Here is a 19153-nt window from a genome sequence, read left to right on the forward strand (position 1 = left end):
GCGATTTGTCGCGTGGATCGGCGAGTCGTTCGACGGCCAAATCGACGGGCAAATCAGCGAGCGATTTGTCGCGCGGATCGGCGGGCCGTTCGAAGGCCAAATCGACGGGCAAATCAGCGAGCGATTTGTCACGCGGATCGGCGAGCCGTTCGTTGGCCAAATCGGCGGACGAATCGACGGGCAAGTCAGCGAGCGATTTGTCGCGCGGATCGACGTGCGCCGCTTTAAGCGAACCCTTCGGCGAAACGGCTGGCGAACACACGCGGGCGCCGCGCCCGTCGACGAAAGAACGCGCAAACGCCGACAACTTTTTCGCATCCGCCCGGTCCAACGCCCCAAGCCACGCGTCGCGGCGCCGCGCGATTGGTGCGCGGTTCGAGGCGCACGCATTGGCGTTTCTGCGGCGCGAGGGTCACGAGTGCGTGGCGCGCAACGTGAATTGCCGTGGCGGCGAACTCGATCTCGTGATGCGCGAGCGCGACGGCACGCTCGTCTTCGTGGAAGTGCGCGCGCGAGCGCGGCCGGAATTCGGCGGCGCGGCGGCGAGCGTCGGTTGGCGAAAGCAGCAACGCGTGCTGTGCGCGGCGCGGCATTTTCTGTCGACGATATCGGCAGGCGCGGTGAATACCGCGAACGCGGCAAGCGGAGCGCCGATCCCGCCGTGCCGCTTCGACGTGATCGCGTTCGAAAGCGGGCGACTCGTGTGGCTGCGCGACGCGTTCGGCTTCGAAGCGGGCGAAACCTGAGCAAGCGGATGAAAAAACCCGCGAAAACAGGCCTAAAAATCGTTATTCAGCCAAGAAGGGTGAAAATAACCGCGCGCGAGTGCGCTAAACTTGCGGCACCCGCATGCATGCGGACTATTCGCGATACCCGCAGTAAAGATTAGAGAGTCGATGTCCGTCGAACGTATTCAACAGCACTTCCGCGACAGCGCAGCCATTGCGCTCGCGGCCATGGAAACCCTGGCGGTCCCCGTTGCCGCCGCGGTCGACACGATGTTCGCCGCGCTGGCGAACAGCAGCAAGATCCTTGCGTGCGGCAACGGCGGTTCGGCCGCCAACGCCCAGCAGTTCGCCGCCGAGCTGATCGGCCGCTTCGAGCGCGAACGCCCGGGCTTGCCCGCGCTCGCGCTGACCACCGACGCTTCGGTGCTCACGGCCGTCGCGAACGACTACGCCTACGACCAGGTGTTCGCGAAGCAGGTGCGCGCGCTCGGCCAGCCCGGCGACGTGCTGCTCGCGCTCAGCACCTCGGGCAATTCGGCGAACGTGCTGGCGGCCATCGAGGAAGCGCATGAGCGCGAAATGATCGTCATCGCCCTCACGGGCAAGGGCGGCGGCAATGTGAACGCCGTGCTCGCCGATACCGACATTCATCTGTGCGTGCCGAGCGATCGCACGGCGCGCATCCAGGAAATCCATCTATTGGCCATCCATTGCCTGTGCGACGGCATCGACGCGATGCTGCTGGGCGACGACTGACACCGTAGGACGACGAGAGGGGAAGTTGATGAGCAGATACGGCATGACGCGCGCGCTGGCCCGGACCACGCTGACGATCGGCTTTGCGGCCTCGCTCTGCGCGAGCTTGCAAGGCTGTTTTCTGGCGCTCGCGGGCGCGGCGGGCGGCACCGCGCTGGTCGCCACCGACCGGCGCACGGTGGGCTCGCAAACCGAGGACCGCGAGATTCAGGTGAAGGCGATCGCCGACCTCAACAAGAACCTGCCCGACGCGTCGCACGTGAACGTGGCGGTCTTCAATCAGCGCGTGCTGCTCACGGGTGAAGTGCCCGACGAGGCTTCGAAGCAGAAGGCCGAGGGCGTCGTGCGCGCGGTGACAAACGTCGAATCGATCGTCAACGGCCTGAGCGTTTCGCCGGCCAGTTCGTTCTCGGATCGCGCCAACGACTCGTACCTCGAAGCGCGCGTGAAGTCGGAACTGATCGCCTACAAGGACATCTCGGCGAACAACTTCAAGGTGGTGAGCGAGGGCGGCACGGTGTACCTCATGGGCCTCGTGACCCAGCGCGAGGGCGACATTGCCGCTGACGCGACCAGCAAGGTGATGGGCGTGGCCAAGGTCGTGAAGTGCTACCAGTACATCAAGCCGGAGCAGGCGGCGGTGGCGAACGCGGCCGCATCGAATGCGCCGGCCGCCACGCCCGCGCCCAGCGCCGACGAACCGACGGTGGGCGCGGTGCCGGATTCGGGCGTGAGCTCGCGTCCGATCGAGCACCAGCCGCCCGCGCCCGTGACGAATTCCACGGCTACGCGCGCGGGTAACGGGGGGGCGGCGCTGTGATGCAACGGTGGATTTCGGTGATTGCTCTGGCGATGACGGTTTCCGCGCCGGCCTTTGCAGCGGTTTCCGCCGCCGATGGGACGGCGGTGGCGAGCCGCAATGCCTGCATGGGCTGTCACGCGGTGGATCGCAAACTCGTGGGGCCGTCGTTCAAGGACATCGCCGCGAAGTACAAGGGCGATGCCGGTGCGCAGGCGAAGCTGGAGAAGAAGGTCCGCGACGGCGGGAGCGGCGTATGGGGCGCGATTCCGATGCCCTCGCACCCGGGTATGAGCGCAGCGGATATTCATACGGTTGTAGCGTGGGTGCTGGCTGGCGCGCCTTCTAAATAATTTTTGCCTTGGGCTAAGTTTTTGACTTGGCAAGTTTTATTTGGGGTGTGTAGAATCAAAGGCTGATTGGGGCGGTAGCTCAGCTGGGAGAGCGTCGCGTTCGCAATGCGAAGGTCGTGAGTTCGATCCTCATCCGCTCCACCAAGAACATGTCTGAAGTTGTACGAGAAAGTCCTGAAACCCGCGTAGCTGCAAGGCTCCGCGGGTTTTTTGTTTCTGGCGATGTCTGAGAGTATCTGTTGACAGCTGCCCCCAAGGGGGGAAGACTTTGGGGGCAGCAGGTCATGTTAGAAAGACAGTATTCCCCAGCACGGTTTCCATATGTCGCTAACCGAAGCATTCATCAGGAGCACCGGCCCCATCGAAAAGCCGAGGAAGCTCTTCGACAGCGGCGGGCTGTACCTGCTCGTCACACCGCGGGGTAGCAGGTTGTGGCGGCTTAAGTACCGATTCGGCGGTAAGGAGAAAAGCCTGTCGCTCGGCATCTACCCAGAAGTCACGCTTGGGGCAGCAAGGAGGCTGAGGGACGAGGCTCGGGCTTTACTTGTCGCGGGAGTCAATCCGGGTGAGGTGAGGAGCTCGCATCGAGGATCTGCTGCCGCATCGCTGGCAACGCACAGCGTCGAACTGATCGATCCGCCCATCGTCAAGATGGGTTCGCCGCGCGCTTACTCACCAGAGGATTCGATTAGGTTCGGGTGACCGATGTGCCGCTCGCGCGGTTTGAGCGCGGTGTGCAATGCGAGGCCAATTGCCGCGCCAATCAGTTCGGCAATGACGAAGCCGGGTACGCTCGATGGCGCAATGCCTGCGAAGCTGTCGATGAACATACGACCGAAAGCTGCGGCCGGGTTCTCGAACGACGTCGATGCAGTGAACCAGTACGCTGCGCCGATGTATGCAGCGACCACGATCGACATGCGTCCAGCTGGTGCGCGCAGGATGACGAGCAGCAAGCCGGCGGTAGCCATTGCTTCGGCAATCCATTGCCGGGTTCCCGTGCGAACCTTGCTCGATAGCTCGACGATGGGTAGATCGAACATCGCATGCGCAAGCCACGCGCCGAGCAGTGCGCCGACCAGCTGTGCAGCGATATACGGCAGCAGTTCACGCGCAGGCAATTCGCCGCGCATCGTCATGACGGCACTGACTGATGTGGCGATGTCCGCGTTGCACGAACTGCTGGACACTTTGGAATTGCGCTCGAATCAACGGTCGTGAAGGATATTGCCCTCATCTGGCTTGCTGGCAAGTAGCTCTCTTTTTGCACGTGGTACCTGCACGGTAAATGCTCCGTGTGACTCCCAGACTTTCAACCAGCCTGGGGGCTACTGCTAACAAACACGCGACTACGGATGCGTGGACGATCATGCAGAACGTGATAAAACAAACAGATTCCGCTTGGCCCGCGTGGCCGCAACGTGCAACAGGCAGCGTTCTGCAAGCTCGGTGTCCTCGGCGACACCGGCATCGTCGTCTCGGCTGAATTGTTCAGCATAGCGCACCGCGCCGTGGTACCCGGCAACGATCACTACACCAAACTCAAGCCCCTTAACACGGTGCATTGTCGCTAAGCGAACGCCTGGCATGGAGGAATCGTCAGCAGTCGAGCTGTCCAGTCTTAGGCAGGGTATAGCAGTCTGCTGTAACCCATTTGCAATGCCGTTCAGGTCGTCATTCGTGCGCGATACAATGCACACTTGGCGTAACTCCATGTCATCGTCCTGCAACTGCTTCAGGATCGCTCGGATATGTGCAATATCCTCTTGCTGGGAAGCCGACACGATGATATCCGGCGCGTCGCCATGGGTTAGAGAGCGATAACCTCGAAGAGTATCGAGGTTGCCGTCCAGATCATCCACCTCGCAGCCTTCGAGCTGAGCGCAGGCCCACTTACGGATCTCGTCGGTTGTACGGTAGTTCACTTTTAAGCTCGCGCTCCGGCCGCGTACCTGGATGCCTACCCGGCTAAGTACCACCTTGTGTCGATAAATGCGCTGATGCGCGTCGCCAACCACAAACAGATCATTGGCGGCTGGTTCTACGGCGGTGCGGATCAGCTCAAAGGCAGCGGGGCTCATGTCCTGGGCTTCGTCTACCACCATGGCACGAATGCCCAGTTCGGGTTTTTCTCGGCGTAGTAGTTGACACGCTTCTCGGAAGGCATCTTCTGGCTCGCGCTGGTTGGCGGCATTCAGCTGGAAGCGATACTCGGCGAAAACCGGCCAGATTGCTTTGCGCATCGGTCGACTCAGTTGCCCGCCACGGCCGACACGGCTGGCACGCATGTAGTCCTCGGCGGTTTCGCAGCCGAGAGGCAGCACGACCCGATCATATTCTGCGCGCAAGAACTGAGCTGATAGATCGACCGTTGCCGGCAGGGCAGACATGGCCGCCTCCCAAAAGCGGCGGCGATCCGATTCGTTGTATAGAAGGCTATGCGGGTAGCCGAAGCGCCGCAGCAGGCCCGACGCCCATTGATCGAGATTAACCACTTGAATTTTCTCAAGCTCCTGCGGGGTGCATAGGAGAGCTAGATGACTGCGGATGTCCTCTGCCAGAGTCTTGGTGAACGTAGTGAACACTACAGGCCGTCCAGGCAGTGCGGCGTATTGACGGGCCAATCGTACAGCGCGGTGCATGGCTACCACGGTCTTGCCGGTGCCGGCTCCCCCAGTCACTTTCACAGGACCGTTCCAATCCCGTTCGACTAGTTTACGTTGACTGGGGTGCAGGAATACTCGCCAGCGCTCGAGCGGCGCAGCCAGCAAGGCTTCGAGGTCGCTGTCGTCGGTCAATACTACAAAGTGTCGACGCGTGCTGTCGCGCTCGAGTGCGGCACTGAAGTCGGTGGTATCAACGTTGTTCGGCGCGGCTTGATCGGACAAGATCTTATCGAGCGTTTCACCTGCAGCAAACAGATATAGGGACTCATAGGCCTCATCCGGTAACTGCTTCTCCAACGCCTCCAGACCATTTTCTGTAGTAACAGCGCGCACCGCGACCAGCATGTCGTCTGGCACGCCTAATTTGCGGATCTCCCTGTCCTTGAGCGCATCGAACAAGCTCGCTGTGTGCGCGGCAACAGGCTTCTCGCTTGGAGTGGATTCTTCTTGTACAGCATAAACCTGAATGCTACCCACGTCAGGATGAACGCCTACCCGATGACGCCGCGCCCAATGATAGGCGTCGTCATGCTGATCAACCCATAGCAAACAATAGACATTGCCGACATCTGGCTTTAAAACGATGCCACGCATGTTTTCGTTGATTCGTACCGATCGCATATTTAGGTCGGCAGCATCGCGTATGCGCTCATAGTTGATCCCACTCGCCATGGGGTTCTGGCGAAATTTGGCCACAAAGGCCAACACTGCCTGCTGGTGGGAGCGAGGGACTGCCGCAAACGCCTTCAAAAAGTCATCGGACATCGCGATCTTGGGTGCCAGCGTCATGCCTTCGTCTCCATCAATGTGTTCTCTAGGTCGGAGGGCAGCGCACCACCGTCCACGATAAAAATTAGCCATCCGTGCTCGGCAAATACCTTGGCGTCTGTTTCTGCACTAGGCAACAGCACGGCAACGCGTTGATCGGGCCAAGCCAACTCGGCTTGCGCCAGAACGCGCCCTTTGTCGCCCATAAGTTCATAACCGGGCTCGGGTGAATCTGTACCTAGCTCGGCCAATGCCATGGCCCAATCTTGTACCTCTTGCGCTGCAAACTCCAACGCCTCCAGCCAAGCCGGGGAAAGCTTGGCGGAGTGGCTATTGAACACCGGACAATCCTGCATGGCTGGCAGGCCCGGCATATCGGCCGCACCAACCCAGATGCCTCGCAACGGCAGCAACAGGTTCAACAACTGCCAAAGCTGCTGCCAACGTAAAAGCCGCTCGGCATCCGGCAAACCGACGTCCTGCCAGTGCCCCACTACACAGGGTTCAGACTCGACGCCAACATGGCCGGTGATGATCTGTTTGAGCTGATCCGGGTGGATAGCAACTGCAAGTGTCAATGCTGTTCCGAGCTGGCGCAGGCTAAGGCGGTTTTGGCTCAAATCGGGTAGTAAATTCAGATCATCAAGCCGCTTCCAAAAGTCCCCGTCCTGCATGCTTTGCAAGGCAGCTGAATCACCGGCCGGGACCATCAGGCTCGCGGCCAATGCCATCGCCAGCTTGCGCAACGCGACATGTGAGCCGCTGGCCAGACGCCTATGCAGCTGAGCGAATGGCGACCGCGCCTTGAAGTCCTGCAGAACCTCGATGCCCTGTGCAGCGCAAAGTTTTTGAAGCACCGGAGTCGCACTGTCATCGAACAACGACGGCCAGACAGATGGAGCTGCCGCCTGCTTACCTTGCAGCACTGCGTCTACGTCATCCCAAGTCAATGTCCAGACGGCGAACTTCCCGCTCTTGGCCAACGCCATGCGCTTGGCCAGATCCGTTAACACAATGTCTTTGTGCCACTGCCAGCCGTCCACGAATACCGCCACAGGCAAGTCATCATTGGCGTCGTCAGGCCAGAACACGAAGTCTGGCTTACAGGGTACTACCACCCCATTGGCCTGCCCCAAGTTAACCTGTAGCTCCAAACGCCAACGCCGCGTCCCTGCCTGAACCTGATAGCCCGGCTTTCCTTTAAACAGAGCATCGCTCAGTTGAAACCTCAGCCCGCTGTGGTCGTGGCGTAATGCCTCCACAAAACGTTTTTCGAGTGCGCTTTCCAGCAAGTGATTGCTGGGAGCCTGCCCTGCCAGATGGGTGACAGGCTTTAAACTGCCCTTGAACTGCGTGACGTCGTTCAGCAGTTTCTGTGCAATGCGGCGAGAAATGAGCTTGCGATCGAAGCTGTTGTGATAGCGATACACACAGCGGTAACAGCCGTCGGCGTCATTGTCCTGATTGCAACCGCAGGTGTTGAGTGCGTGCAAGGCTAGCTCGAACACTTCGAGCAATGGTTCGGGGGCACGCATCAAGTCTTTTAGATAGCCCGTGCCTCCGGGCACGCTGTCGTAAATGACCAGATAGGTGCGTGGGGTGTCCGAACCAGCTGCCATGCGCATATCTAGTGCAATGCGCAGGTGATCGACTGCTCCTCTAAAGCGCCGTGCCAGCCCCAACTCCAGAGCCGCCACAAAGCTCATCAGCGACTCTTTCGTATCGGCAAAACCGACGTCGGGCAAAAAGACCCGAATGCCTTCGCTGGAAAATTCGCGGTACAGGAAAATGCATTGCTGCGTGCTTGCCTCCGGGTTCTTGCGCCGTGAGCACCACGCAGAGTGGTTACGATGCATCTCCTCAGCTGTGCGCTTACGGTGCAAAGTGCCACACTCAGGACAGATGGTGAAACCTGGTCGGTTCAACTCTTCGCCGGCGATCTGCATGGGTGATGCGTCTGGCGATTGCTCACCAAAGTTCACCTCGCGGAAGGTCACCCGGTCGAGGAACTCGAAGCCAAAGGGAAAGTCGGGCTTGTCGATCACAAAGGCCTGCTTCACTGCATCAGGCGGGCTGTCCACCAAGGCCTGGCGAACATAGAAACCACGTTGACGCTCATCCGAGTCGTCGGCGATGCGACTGTCACGATCCAAGGTGCGTGCAAACACCGTGGTTAGGCGCAGCATCTCGCGCACCCTGCCGCTATCACGCCAAAGGGTGTCGCCGCAGCGAGGGCAATGTGCGTGGGGATCGCCCGAAGAGAGCGGCTCGGCATAGGCACATTGCCGGCAGAAGCGCCAGGCCTCAGGTTTGATCTTGGAAACGTCCACCTGGTTGACTACCACCCGCCGCCCTTCAGCGTAAAAGGTATTGTTGGGCGCCAGCTCTGTGATCGCCGACGACCCGGGGCGCTCGTATTCGAACGTGAGCGGATCTGCGGTATTTCCACCTGTCTTGGATTCGCGCACGATGATCGAGCGCAGCAGCACTCCCTGTTCAGGAAAGGCATAATTAGGCAACAGCCCTTCATCGGTAAGCACATTCAGCGTGGCTTTGCCTTCAATGCTCCCAATGAGCCTCGAGAGCGCGCTGCGCTCCTGAAGCAGGCGCGCAAGTTCCGCTTCTTGTTCTTCGCCGCGCACTGCCAGTGCCTGTAGCTTGTCGACTTCCTTGACCGTGCGCTCGCGTTGGCGCTTGAGCTCTGCGACATCCTTCGCAATACCCTGTAAGCGATGAACGATCTTCCAGGGCAATGACCCGGAAGCGTCTGCTCCTCCATCGACAAATTTGGTTAGCCACTGCTGCGTGCTATCACTCAAAGGCATTTGCGCGCCTTGGTTGAACAAACGCAGGAAACGATCGAGCAGTGTCGCCCGATTCTGCTCGACATAGTCCAACCAGGGATAGGGAAAACGACTGGTCGTCTGATTCTCGATGGCGCTGAACACAGCGCGAACTTCCACGGGGATCTGCGCCGCGCGTCCAGCCTCCTGCACCCAACAATCCAAGGTGAACGCAGTCAACTGCCGCTCTAGTACCGCAGAGGCATTGAGGAATACTCCGGGAGCTTGAACCGTCCCCGCAATCATGTCTTTGGGGTCATCCCAAAAATAGAGGTCATGCGGCTTGCTGGTCGCCATGGTCATCAACAAGGCGTTACCGGTGCTGCGACCGGCGCGGCCCGCGCGCTGGATATAGTTGGCCTGCTGCGGCGGTACCGAACACTGTAAGACACTGGACAGATCGCCGATGTCGATACCCATTTCCAACGTTGGCGTAGCCGACAACACGTTCAGCTCGCCAGGGCGCCCGCTGTTAGCCTTGAAATTGCGCTCCACCGCCTCTCGGGTTTCACGTGGTAGCAGGCCGGTGTGCTCATGGGCTACGACCCGCTGAATATCGGCATGCAGATATAGCTTTTGGTAGAAATCACCCCGCGCGTCGTCAGGCTCCAGCAACCCTCGACAATCTCCCCGGCGACAGGGCTGGCCAACTAGCTCCTCAGTTGGCCCAGACAGAAGCTCCGCGTGACAACACCCGCAGCGCCATTTTTGTCCGCCCAATGTGACAAAGAAGGCCGCAGGCTCCAGTCCCCAAACACGGATGTCGTGCTTGTGCCCTTCAGCTTGTTCAAAGCCAACCAATCTTGCTGCATTAAGCGCTTCCAGTGCCAGGCGATACAACGGCATTAACAGTGCATCAGCTCCAAGGGCGAGATCATGCAAAACTGGAAGGGCCTTGAAGGCCCAAGCGCGAAAGAGTTGCGCATGGCTTCCTCCGATGCTGACGCAGCGCTGGTACTCTGGCAGCGTGATAAATCGTGGCGGACGCGGGCCAGAGATCATCTTGGACTCGGCCGGATTCTTCTTGTACACCCAAGGACTACAACCCATACGGGCATAAAACGCCAAGCCATTATCCCGCCAGGCCCCAGAGCGCTGCATCTCCTCCACCAAACCACGCAGAAACACTAAAGCTTCTTGTGGGGATGTGCCGGCCAACTCGTCAAGCTGCTCGCGCAGGCGAGGCAACAGCCAGTCGGCGGCAGCTTCCAGCGCGCCTTCGCTTGGCAGGACGCTAGCAGTACCAGTAGCCATCAAAGTACGGCCTACATGCGCATCCTGGCCGAATTCAGCATTGATTACCCAAGGCAGTACTCGCCCAAGCAAACGTAGCAGATCGCTGTTTTCGGGTAGCGCACCCTCACTCATTAGGGTTTCGAAATCACGCAGCCAATGGAGCTGAGGAGGTAGGAAATTGGCAACATACTGGGCATCACCCGTCCCGTCACGCCAGCGTTGTTCAAATGCCTTTGGCAAATCTGCCAAGGTCAGCGGCTGGCCAGCCTCGTGAGCCGCTGCAATGACCTGCGTCAACGCTGGGCGAAGGTTTAGGCGCCAGGTACGCGCGGCAAGGAACCCGGCACGATGCGCGGCATCCTGGACCGAGTCAGAGAAGGCGATCAGCTTTTTGTCTGCGTTAAAGCGGGAGGCAAACAGCTGGCCCAGCATTACTGCGGCCAGGCTGGCGGCTTGCGATCCGACAATGGTCAGCGAGTTGTAGCCCGAGCAGTACGGGCAGTCGTGATTGGACTTGGTAAGTTTGGCGCCATTTCGTGTGACTTCACGTAGATTCGCCGTCAAATCCACTGCGTGCAAAACCCCATGACCGCAATGCGAGCATTCGACCTGAGCCAGCTGATGCAAAGTGCCACACTTCGGGCAAACTCGCTTGCGCTCGAACACCTTGGGCTGGGCACTCTCGGTCGCAGGAAACAGAAAGCGCGTCGCTACGTCCTCGGCAAAGAACGCGCTATAGAACGCGCGCAGATCGGCGCCCAGCTGATTGGGGCTAGTCTTCGTCAGGGTGGCGCCCCAGCCTGTCGCGTTGCAGTCGCGGCAGTGCAAGACCGGCAAATAAACCTGTCCCTGATCGGTCTTGGCCAGATCATCGTGATGTCTGAGCACCGGCTCGATGTCCAGTGCCGCCACCATGCGACGCAGCTCGCGCAGCCAGATTTCGACTTTTACCTGCAGGAAGAAATCCTGAGGCCCCGGCTTTCGCGCGTGGGCCACCAATGCCAGCAAGCTGGATAACCACAACAGCGGGTAGCGTTCCTCCTCGCTGGCCGGCAGGCGCCGCTTCAGCAGCGCTAGCAGGTCATCTAGCAGTACCGATTTGGGCCCTAACCGCTCCAAATCGCGCAACAGGTTTTGAAAGGCAAAGTGGGACTTCAGAAGCTCGCCCAACGCACAGCGCCAGCCAAAGTCCCGCACCTGCTCCGCCGAGCAGGGTTGGGCAAACCACAGTGCTGCCTGTACTGCCAGGTAAGCTGGTATATCGTCGAAATTCTCCGGCGCCAGCAATGCGATATCCGTCGGCTGAGGACTTCGAGTGAACTCGACCACCGCCTCGGCTAAATAGGCACCCACCGATTCGCGATCCTCGGCGATGACAGCCCGCTCGTCCAGTGTTTCACCAAACACATCTCCGGCGAAGGACAGCAAATCGCCAACGCCCTCATCACCCAACGTGGCTGAGGTGCCCACGCAAACAAGTTGCCCGGGCGGACAATTCAACCGCCCTTTCAAACGGCGGATCAGGCAGGCAAGATCAGTGCCCTGTGCGCCGTCGAAGGTGTGCAGCTCATCTACCACTAGGTAGCGCAGGGTATCCGGTTGCTGGTGCGCCCACAGCGGCGCATCGGCCGCTCGAATCAGCAGGAAATCCAGCATCTTGTAGTTGGTCAGCAGGATGTCAGGCGGGGCGCTGCGAAGCGCATTTCGATCGGTAATGACCGTAAAGGTCTTCTCGTCCAACTGCTGTACCACATCCGAGTCCACCGCCGGTGTATCGCCCACATATAAGCCGGCGCGAATGCCGGTCAGCCCTGCTGCTTTGACTATTTCCTTGGCCACACGTCCGGCCTGATCGCCGGCCAGCGCATTCATCGGATAGAGAATGATCGCCTTGACGCCGCGTCGCCCCTCAGCGCGGGCCGCTCGGCAATGTTCCAGAATTGGGTAAAGAAAGCACTCCGTCTTGCCCGAACCGGTACCGGTGGCGACCAGCGTCGACTGCGCATCTTCGCCGACGAGTCGGGCAAAGGCACGGGCTTGGTGAGCATGCGGCACAAAGCCTGCAGGTAGCCAGCTAAATGGTGCCCGCCCAGCGTTCGCTTGTTTGCGAAACGGTAGCGGCACCGTCAGATATGGGCCTTTGAGGATATTGTCGCGCTCGGCCAGAAAGCGCTCCAATAGCCCGACAAATCCAGGCGTGGTCGACGGAAAGGCGGTGCGCAGAAAATCTGCAACCCCCGTGGTTACTTGCTGAGCGACGATTAATGGCTGCATTCGGTGCGATCCTTACTTGATCATTTCGACCAGGTTGATGCCCTGCGCCATCACCTGCACACCTTGTGGACTCTTGCCGGTCTCGAACACGGTTTGCCAGAAGCTGTTGTTCTGCTTGCCGCCGAACACCGTTGCCGACAGGTCCTTATTGACCCACAGGGGTAGTGCTGCTAAGTTTCGAACAAAATTGCGGATATTGATCCACAGCTGTTCCGCGAAGTGATACTGGAACAGCTTGTTCTCCTGAATTGGCTTGCCGGTGGTGATGAAGTAGTTGATCGCGATCTGCCGAACAAACCGCAGCCAGTTGTAGATCACCTCCTCCTTGCTCATGCGGAAAGCGCATAGATGTGCGTGAGGGAAGGTTTCACCTTTTTGCAGCTGATTCTCGATCTTGTCAGTACCGATGTCGCTGTCGAACTTGCCGATATAAATCTCCTCGGCAATCACGTTCATCAAACGAACCAGCTGCGCGGTTTCCAACTCTCGCGGGTTTTCACCATCGTCGACACCATGGTCCAGACGGGTTTCCAACACTTCCTGATAGATGAAAAATGAATAGAACGTCTTGTCGATGGAACTGTATGACAGTGGCCGTTCCTTACCGCGACCGCCATAGTCGATAAAGTCGCGCAGCTTGTTATCGGGTGACGAAGTCACTCCATCGCGCACCGCGTCCAGAATGTAGCGTTTCATCTCGCGCGATTGGCCTTTAAAATAGTTCACCAGATCGCGCTCGCTGAACGCCAGATCATCATCCTTACGGCTGGTTTCCCGGCGGTAACGTTCGATACGGTCCTGATACAGCGTGCTGCCCAGGTGCCGCTGAACTGACTTGTCGAACGCAACCTGCTTGAGCGTAGTACCCGCATTGGTGTTGGTGGTAATCAGCGTATCCGCATCGGGGTCGATAAAAACGCGCACAGGCAATGCTTTGGCACCTAGCATGATTTGCGCGGCCGCCTTGTGCTGGCCATCGAATACATGCACGGCGCCTTTGCCGCCTTCCGAGCTCAACCAGGCCAATGGCACATGCAATTGCGGTCGCTTCTGGTAGAACTCCTCAACCAGCTTACTGATATTGCTGCCAATCGCGCGCGGATTGATACGATCATCGTGGCGCAAGTACTGGATCGGCAACTTGACGAAGAAGTAGTTAAACCCGCTTAGCTCGTCCTCATATAGCGGCACGCTGTGGATGCGCTCGTCGCCGCAGGCGCTCAGGGTAAATTGAAGCTGCTGTGCGTCCAGCTTGAAGCTCAGCTCGGCGCTTCCGCCACCCGCGCTGTTAAGGATGTCGCCCAGGTTGGGGCTGCGGTTCTCCGGTTCCAGCTTCTCCTTTAGCGCGACGAAGCGTTGCAGGACCCGTGCTATCTCAAGATTGCTGGCTTGCTTGGAGCGGTTGCAGCTTGCATGGGTTAAGGCGAAGTTGCTCGGATCATCCTTGCCGCCGTTTTTCAGCGGCACTACATGATCAATGTCCAGGCTATCCTTATGAAGTTGAACATCGACAGCCTGTTCGCAGATAAAACAATGCCCGTGCTGGGCTTGATGCAGCTTGGTAAGCAACGCGTTACGGTCATCTGCGCTTAGGCGGTTCAGAAACAACGAGGCCATTACTGCTCTCCTTATTTTTGTGAATGTCCAACAGTCTTTCGAGCTTTATCGCTATGTCAGCTCGGGCGCCGCATCGTATTCATCGAACGGAGTCCGCATGCCGGCGACGATGACCTCACACGGGTTACTGTCATTGGGTACAGAGAATAGGGGCCCTGTCTCGCTCATCATCCTCATGCTCCCTGCGATTCGAAATGAGCCCAAGCCACGCGGTAATCGGCTTCGCGATCTGCGAGAGTGAATGGGGCGACATACCGGATGATTCGATGCATCGAATTACCCGGCTGCGTGTCGTCATTGATCGGGCGTTTGATTACGGTACCATCGGGCACTTGCGGCTTACCCTCTCTAGGCATCAAGTCATCCCAACCGAGCCGCAGGGTTTTGCTCTGCCCCCCTGGGATGGACAGGGTGCACTCGAGCTCCTTCTTGGAGGGCTTGCGTGGAAGACCAACGCCCGCTAAACCCTTGCTGGCGGTGAAGATAATGCGGCCCTCGGCGTCGTACCAGGTGTTTTGGTCGTTCTGGCGCATCACGGGAAACTGTACGCGATAGCTGGTCAGCAGTTCGTCCAATGTCAGTCCGAGCGCCTGTGCAGCCAGCACGTCTATCTCTAGCAACGCCTGGCGTCGAGCGTAGTCGCTGCGCAAAGCACAGTGACGTTTCCATTCGGGCGTAAGCCCAACAAAAAAATCAGAAGGCAATCGAGGATCGCTGCTGGCCCAGCGTTCGTGTTGAAAGCTCGGTAGCCAAGTCTTGTGCCAAAGGTCGGCATAGTGACTCGTAAGGCAGCTTAGTACCAGTGCTCTTAAATGCATTTGGTTGCGCAAAGCTGACGGGAACACGTCCGCAAGCATTGGCAATCGACTCAAATAGGCCAAGTTGGCATGCCCAGACCCAGTAGATTTCATAAAAAAATCCAAAGGCAGGGAGAGAGTCATTGAGTGGAAATCGAGTAGATCACTTATTGTGCGAAACGTTGTGCTTATGCAGGCGTGAATATGTCCAACCCCTTTTGGAATGATCGCAGATATTAAAGATCTCTCCATGGAGGTACTAATCATTTCTCGGTTTATATGTCGATAATAGTCCGTTACCGGTCTGCTCTGACTTTCATTGTCCTCAACCCAATTGACCAGCGGTACCTGCTTGATATATGCGTCCATCGCACAAGCAGGACGATAATTGCTACGTGACAAGTAATCGTCTGGCAGAAATTCCAGATCAAGCGGATCGTAAGCTTTATGTGTTTCGCAAACTCGCTTAGGTGTTTTGTTCAGTGGGTTCCCAACATAAAAATGTGGACCCGAAAGGACAAGGGTAGACGGTGATTCGGGAAATTCTGTGCGACGCATAATTATTTTTTCGCGTTGCGCGGCAGTTTCATCGAAAAACCAAACAGCGGTGAATTCATGATCGTTCAGATCGCCAAGCCTACGAGGGACACGTGCGAATTTTTCTAGCACCGAAACTAATTCTCGGCTATGCACTGCCGGGAGACGCGCTTGCATGGACGGGGTGCCAGGCTCGTCGTAGAGCAAGGCAAAGGTAGAAAGCAACGAAGCATCGACCTCGATAACGCGGTTTCGGTGACCGGTGAAGTCCCAGTTGCCTGCTTCGCTTTTGATGCCAGGCGTTGCACCGCCGCCGGGGTGTGCTAGGGAGGAAAACGTAGTTTGCGGATGCATCACGTTCGCCATCGTTCTGAAAGCGGCCGCCCGTTCATTTCCGTAGATGTTGATGCTGTACTTCACTCGGTTACCGATTTCTGCAAAAAGCTTCAGTTCATTCTGAAACTGAAAATGCGCGCGCAGGCGGCTATATATCGCCTCGCGCAGCTTGCCTCCCTTAGGATCTTCATATGGACCTTCCGGATGTAGCAATGCCTGAACTCCGCAACCAATGCGCCATGCCAATGGCAAGAAACATTTGTATAGATTGGCTTTCTGCCCTTCGAGTAGACCGTAATTCTGTCTGGCGTTCAAAAACTGCCCCATGCCCTCTGTGGCGGCACACTCAGCCAAGTAGTCAGCTTTGGCCTGCGGCAGCGCCACAAACACAGCGTCGCGCTGGTCAGTAGCCTGTTTAGCACTGAGCTTCCGAATTGCGAAGCGCGGGTCGAAGTCCGAAAGCAGTCCCTGCTCGTTCCACTCCACCTTGATCCACGGCGGATTCCCGAGGACCACATCAAAGCCACCGCGCTGCTTGAACAGGTCGGCGAACTCCAACTGCCAGTGCATAAAGTGCTGCTGCGCGGCCACAGCCTGCGCCACCTGCAATTGTGGCAGAGCGGCAATTAGCGCTTCGATATCAACAAGGCCGTAGCGGTCGCGCTCCGGGGTAAAATCCAACCCCTGCTGCAAAATGGTTTCTGGAAAGAAGTCATTGGCTGGCGCGGCGGTCAGGCTGGCATTGCCCAGCAAAACGGTTTCCAAAATGAACCACCAGTGCTCGCGGGTGGGCAGATTCTCTGCTTGTTCCAGCGGCCAGAACCACAGCGCACACCAGGAGTCCATCACCAGTTTCAAGCGGCGGTAGGGGCTTGCGTTTATCTGGTGCTCACTCAACATCTCTCGCTGGTAGGCGGCATCCTTCTGCGCGGTGGAAGTCGGTGCGCGGTTGCCGGTCGAGTCGGGCCACACGTGCAGCTCGTCGCAAGTGGCGCGGCGCACGCGAGCGAGTTCCTCGGCATGCTGTTGCCACAGGGCCTCCGCCGCCTTGACGAGCTTTTGCACTCGCTCAATTTCATCGCGAGCCAGCGGGGCGCAAAAGGTCTTACGCCATTGCTTGAACTGTTCAACCGCTGCCGGTTCGAGCGCCTTCACCACCTTGTCGCTGATACTGCCCATGCCGTCGGCGGGCAGCAGGAAGTGGAATATGTCAGTGCTGTCCGGGGATTGCGCTAGCGCGAGTGCACGAGGTACTGCGGCGCGCCAGTCACGCTCGGGCTGGCCATTTTCACCCTTGCCGGGGCTGAGCTGTGCGGTGCTGAATACGTCGCGCCGCGCGCCCACCAGTGAGTTACCGTCGACCAGCTGCAGGCCAAACCAGGGCACATGGCCGCCCTTGAAAATGGCATTGAGCCACAGCGAGACTTCGGCGAGTTCCACTGCTACGGGGTTAAGGTCCACACCAAACACGTTGCTGTCGGCGATGTACATTTTTACCCGCTGTTTTTCTTCCGCGTAGTCCTCGTGGGCGATGGTCTGACCTAATTCCTTTTGCTTGGCTTGCAGGTAGGCCTCAGCCAGTTGGTTCACGGCCTCGTTCAAAAAGGCCGCGCTTCCCATGGCAGGCTCGCAAACGGTGACCTCGAGGATCTCGTCTGCGCTCTTGCCAGGAAGCATCTCTTTCAACGCGTGCTCGACGAGGCATTGAGTGAGCGCCTCGGGGGTGTAGTAGCTGGCGGATTTCTCCCGCGCACGTCCAGCCAAGCGGTAGATGAAAGTGCCCTTCTTATAGAGACGTGGCTCACCGCCAAATAGACGTTCGGCGTCTGTGTATTGGGCAATGCTGCTGGCCGGCACGAAATAGGCGGCCTCCAGCGGATCGAGCGCGGCGTCTTTCTTTCTTTCCGCGGCACTAGGGACATCGAGCTCGAAATCGACATCGTCCGCATCGTCGGTTTCGCCGTCTTCTTCGCTTTCATCCTCCATCTTGGGGGCTTTCTTACCTTTTGGGTCGGGTCGCACTTCGTAGAGATCTTCCTCTGCGAAGAAACCACGGAACGACAGGAGGGCCTCATACACTGCGCCAAGCTGGTTGATGCCCAAGGTGCCATAACTAATGCGGCCACGGCCTCCTCTGCCGGTGCCACGAGAAAGCGACATCAGCTCGACTACCCGTTGCAGCACGCGGTTGCGCAGCTTGATGCTACCCAGGAGTGGCGTGCGCGCCGGGTCGAACAGGTGTCCTTGCAGCGGGGCGATAGTGAAACCGGTGTCAAGCGGGCGATCGTGAGTAGTGGTCAAGTCAAGCTGAACATTGGCGGCATCACCGGCGGGGAAGCCTTGCCAGATCAGGTTGAACAGTTGCCTGAGGCTCTCATGGAAGTAGAAGCCGTCCTGTGCTTCGGGCGTGGTGAGCGGAGTCTGCTCGAGTTGGCGCAGGTGTTCAACACTGTAGCCTTTGAGATAGGCTTCGGCATCAATCGGCGCGTAGCCCAACTCGGGGCGCGACTCGATGTAGAACAGGAACAGCAGCCGATACATATAGCGCAGGCTTTCACGGCTAAGCTGGTCGGCCAAGTCAGTGTCATTGCGCTCAAAGACTTTTTCCTTGGCGACCTCACGTTTGTAGCGAATAGCCTCGTTGGCAATCACCTCGATACATTCGCGAAGAGCGTATTTGAGGTCGGTGGAGACCTCAAAAGCATGCTTATGCGAACTGTCATCCAGGCTGTCGAGCAACGCCACGCCACCCTCTGCCGGCAGTACGGATTCGGCGCCGGCCAGTGCGGCCATGGTGCGGAATTGGCGTTCGTCACGCGGGCCAAACAGCTCGGGTAGCTCGAAGCGCAATAATGCCTTGCGGCCCCATTTGCTTCGCTCGATCAGCATCCATTGTTCGTGGTGCACCAACAGCACCCAGCGCGGTGGCTGATCGTGCGCAAACAGACGCTTGGTAAGGGTTTCTTCCCAGTCGGGCTGGACCTGCTTACCCCGCTTGTCGTCGACCGTGCGTAGTGGCGCCAATTGCAACGGGCTGGTTTCCTCGTCGCCGGGTCCGGCCACGGCGGCGGCGATCACGAGCATGGGGAGCTGTTTGGCATCGCGATACACAGCGAGAACCGGTAGCTCGCCATCTGCCAGCGGTAGGGTCTGCGGATTCAGGGCATAGCCCAGCGCCTGCAGAAGCGGCTCGGCTAGATCGAGCAACATGCTGGTGCGCTCGTCTTGCCTACGCTCGGCAAGGAATCGTTCGCGCGCGCGGAAATAGCCGTTGGCGCCACTGGCGGCGCGTAGGCGGGAAACGGGGCTATCGCTTCCCTGCTCTTTCCAGCGCTCGAACAGGGGCTTGAGATCCTTTTCGAGAATTTCGTCCAGGTAGTGCTGGCTATAGAACTCGTTGGCGTTGGCAAGGCCGGTGATGGCGAAACTCATGCTGTATGTTC

The 19153-nt window shown here is 58.5% G+C and carries 9 protein-coding genes, 1 tRNA gene and 1 pseudogene; 6 read left to right on the plus strand and 5 right to left on the minus strand.

All coding sequences use genetic code 11. The features are described from left to right. The first annotated feature begins 197 nt into the window (after positions 1 to 197). The 6 genes from FAZ98_RS35525 to FAZ98_RS00585 all read left to right on the plus strand — a co-directional run bounded on the left by FAZ98_RS35525 (position 198) and on the right by FAZ98_RS00585 (position 3338). Positions 198 to 746: a YraN family protein gene (locus tag FAZ98_RS35525; protein ID WP_407672066.1), complete on the plus strand. Its 549-nt coding sequence runs from the start codon at positions 198 to 200 to the stop codon at positions 744 to 746. Between the two features lie 150 nt (positions 747 to 896). After that, complete coding sequence (locus FAZ98_RS00565) at positions 897 to 1484, plus strand: phosphoheptose isomerase (protein WP_158947774.1); 588 nt, start codon at positions 897 to 899, stop codon at positions 1482 to 1484. 28 nt (positions 1485 to 1512) lie between these two features. Continuing rightward, positions 1513 to 2304, plus strand: a complete 792-nt coding sequence (locus FAZ98_RS00570) for a BON domain-containing protein (RefSeq protein ID WP_158947776.1) — start codon at positions 1513 to 1515, stop codon at positions 2302 to 2304. Positions 2305 to 2336: 32 nt separating this feature from the next. Continuing rightward, positions 2337 to 2636 carry a c-type cytochrome gene (locus FAZ98_RS00575; protein ID WP_407672067.1) on the plus strand — a complete coding sequence of 100 codons (300 nt, stop codon included), beginning with the start codon at positions 2337 to 2339 and terminating at the stop codon, positions 2634 to 2636. A 68-nt stretch (positions 2637 to 2704) separates the two neighbouring features. Next, positions 2705 to 2780, plus strand: a tRNA-Ala gene (locus tag FAZ98_RS00580). 177 nt (positions 2781 to 2957) lie between these two features. Further along, positions 2958 to 3338: an Arm DNA-binding domain-containing protein gene (locus FAZ98_RS00585; RefSeq protein WP_158947780.1), complete on the plus strand. Its 381-nt coding sequence runs from the start codon at positions 2958 to 2960 to the stop codon at positions 3336 to 3338. On the opposite strand, the pseudogene FAZ98_RS00590 reads toward FAZ98_RS00585, so the two are convergent. The 5 genes and pseudogenes from FAZ98_RS00590 to FAZ98_RS00610 form a co-directional block, all read right to left on the minus strand. Beyond that, positions 3305 to 3787: pseudogene (locus FAZ98_RS00590) on the minus strand (aquaporin family protein); the annotation flags it as partial. The gene FAZ98_RS00585 and the pseudogene FAZ98_RS00590 overlap by 34 nt on opposite strands. Positions 3788 to 4003: 216 nt before the next feature. Beyond that, positions 4004 to 6091 carry a UvrD-helicase domain-containing protein gene (locus tag FAZ98_RS00595; protein WP_158947782.1) on the minus strand — a complete coding sequence of 696 codons (2088 nt, stop codon included), beginning with the start codon at positions 6089 to 6091 and terminating at the stop codon, positions 4004 to 4006. Beyond that, on the minus strand, positions 6088 to 12423 hold the full coding sequence (locus tag FAZ98_RS00600) for a DEAD/DEAH box helicase (RefSeq protein ID WP_158947784.1): 6336 nt from the start codon (positions 12421 to 12423) through the stop codon (positions 6088 to 6090). The genes FAZ98_RS00595 and FAZ98_RS00600 overlap by 4 nt, the downstream gene beginning before the upstream one ends. A gap of 12 nt (positions 12424 to 12435) precedes the next feature. Continuing rightward, on the minus strand, positions 12436 to 14040 hold the full coding sequence (locus FAZ98_RS00605; protein WP_158947786.1) for an HNH endonuclease: 1605 nt from the start codon (positions 14038 to 14040) through the stop codon (positions 12436 to 12438). Between the two features lie 173 nt (positions 14041 to 14213). Continuing rightward, entirely contained in the window at positions 14214 to 19142 is a 4929-nt protein-coding gene (locus FAZ98_RS00610; RefSeq protein ID WP_158947788.1) for an Eco57I restriction-modification methylase domain-containing protein, read from the minus strand. Between the last annotated feature and the right edge of the window lie 11 nt (positions 19143 to 19153).

Origin of the sequence: Paraburkholderia acidisoli (genome assembly GCF_009789675.1) — a bacterium.
GTDB lineage: Bacteria > Pseudomonadota > Gammaproteobacteria > Burkholderiales > Burkholderiaceae > Paraburkholderia > Paraburkholderia acidisoli.

Excerpts from the sequence above, each read along its gene's own strand:
- FAZ98_RS00565 (WP_158947774.1), top strand. The coding sequence starts at position 897 with ATGTCCGTCGAACGTATTCAACAGCACTTCCGCGACAGCGCAGCCATT.
- FAZ98_RS00570 (WP_158947776.1), top strand. The coding sequence starts at position 1,513 with ATGAGCAGATACGGCATGACGCGCGCGCTGGCCCGGACCACGCTGACG.
- FAZ98_RS00575 (WP_407672067.1), top strand. The coding sequence starts at position 2,337 with ATGACGGTTTCCGCGCCGGCCTTTGCAGCGGTTTCCGCCGCCGATGGG.
- FAZ98_RS00585 (WP_158947780.1), top strand. The coding sequence starts at position 2,958 with ATGTCGCTAACCGAAGCATTCATCAGGAGCACCGGCCCCATCGAAAAG.
- FAZ98_RS00595 (WP_158947782.1), bottom strand. The coding sequence starts at position 6,091 with ATGACGCTGGCACCCAAGATCGCGATGTCCGATGACTTTTTGAAGGCG.
- FAZ98_RS00600 (WP_158947784.1), bottom strand. The coding sequence starts at position 12,423 with ATGCAGCCATTAATCGTCGCTCAGCAAGTAACCACGGGGGTTGCAGAT.
- FAZ98_RS00605 (WP_158947786.1), bottom strand. The coding sequence starts at position 14,040 with ATGGCCTCGTTGTTTCTGAACCGCCTAAGCGCAGATGACCGTAACGCG.
- FAZ98_RS00610 (WP_158947788.1), bottom strand. The coding sequence starts at position 19,142 with ATGAGTTTCGCCATCACCGGCCTTGCCAACGCCAACGAGTTCTATAGC.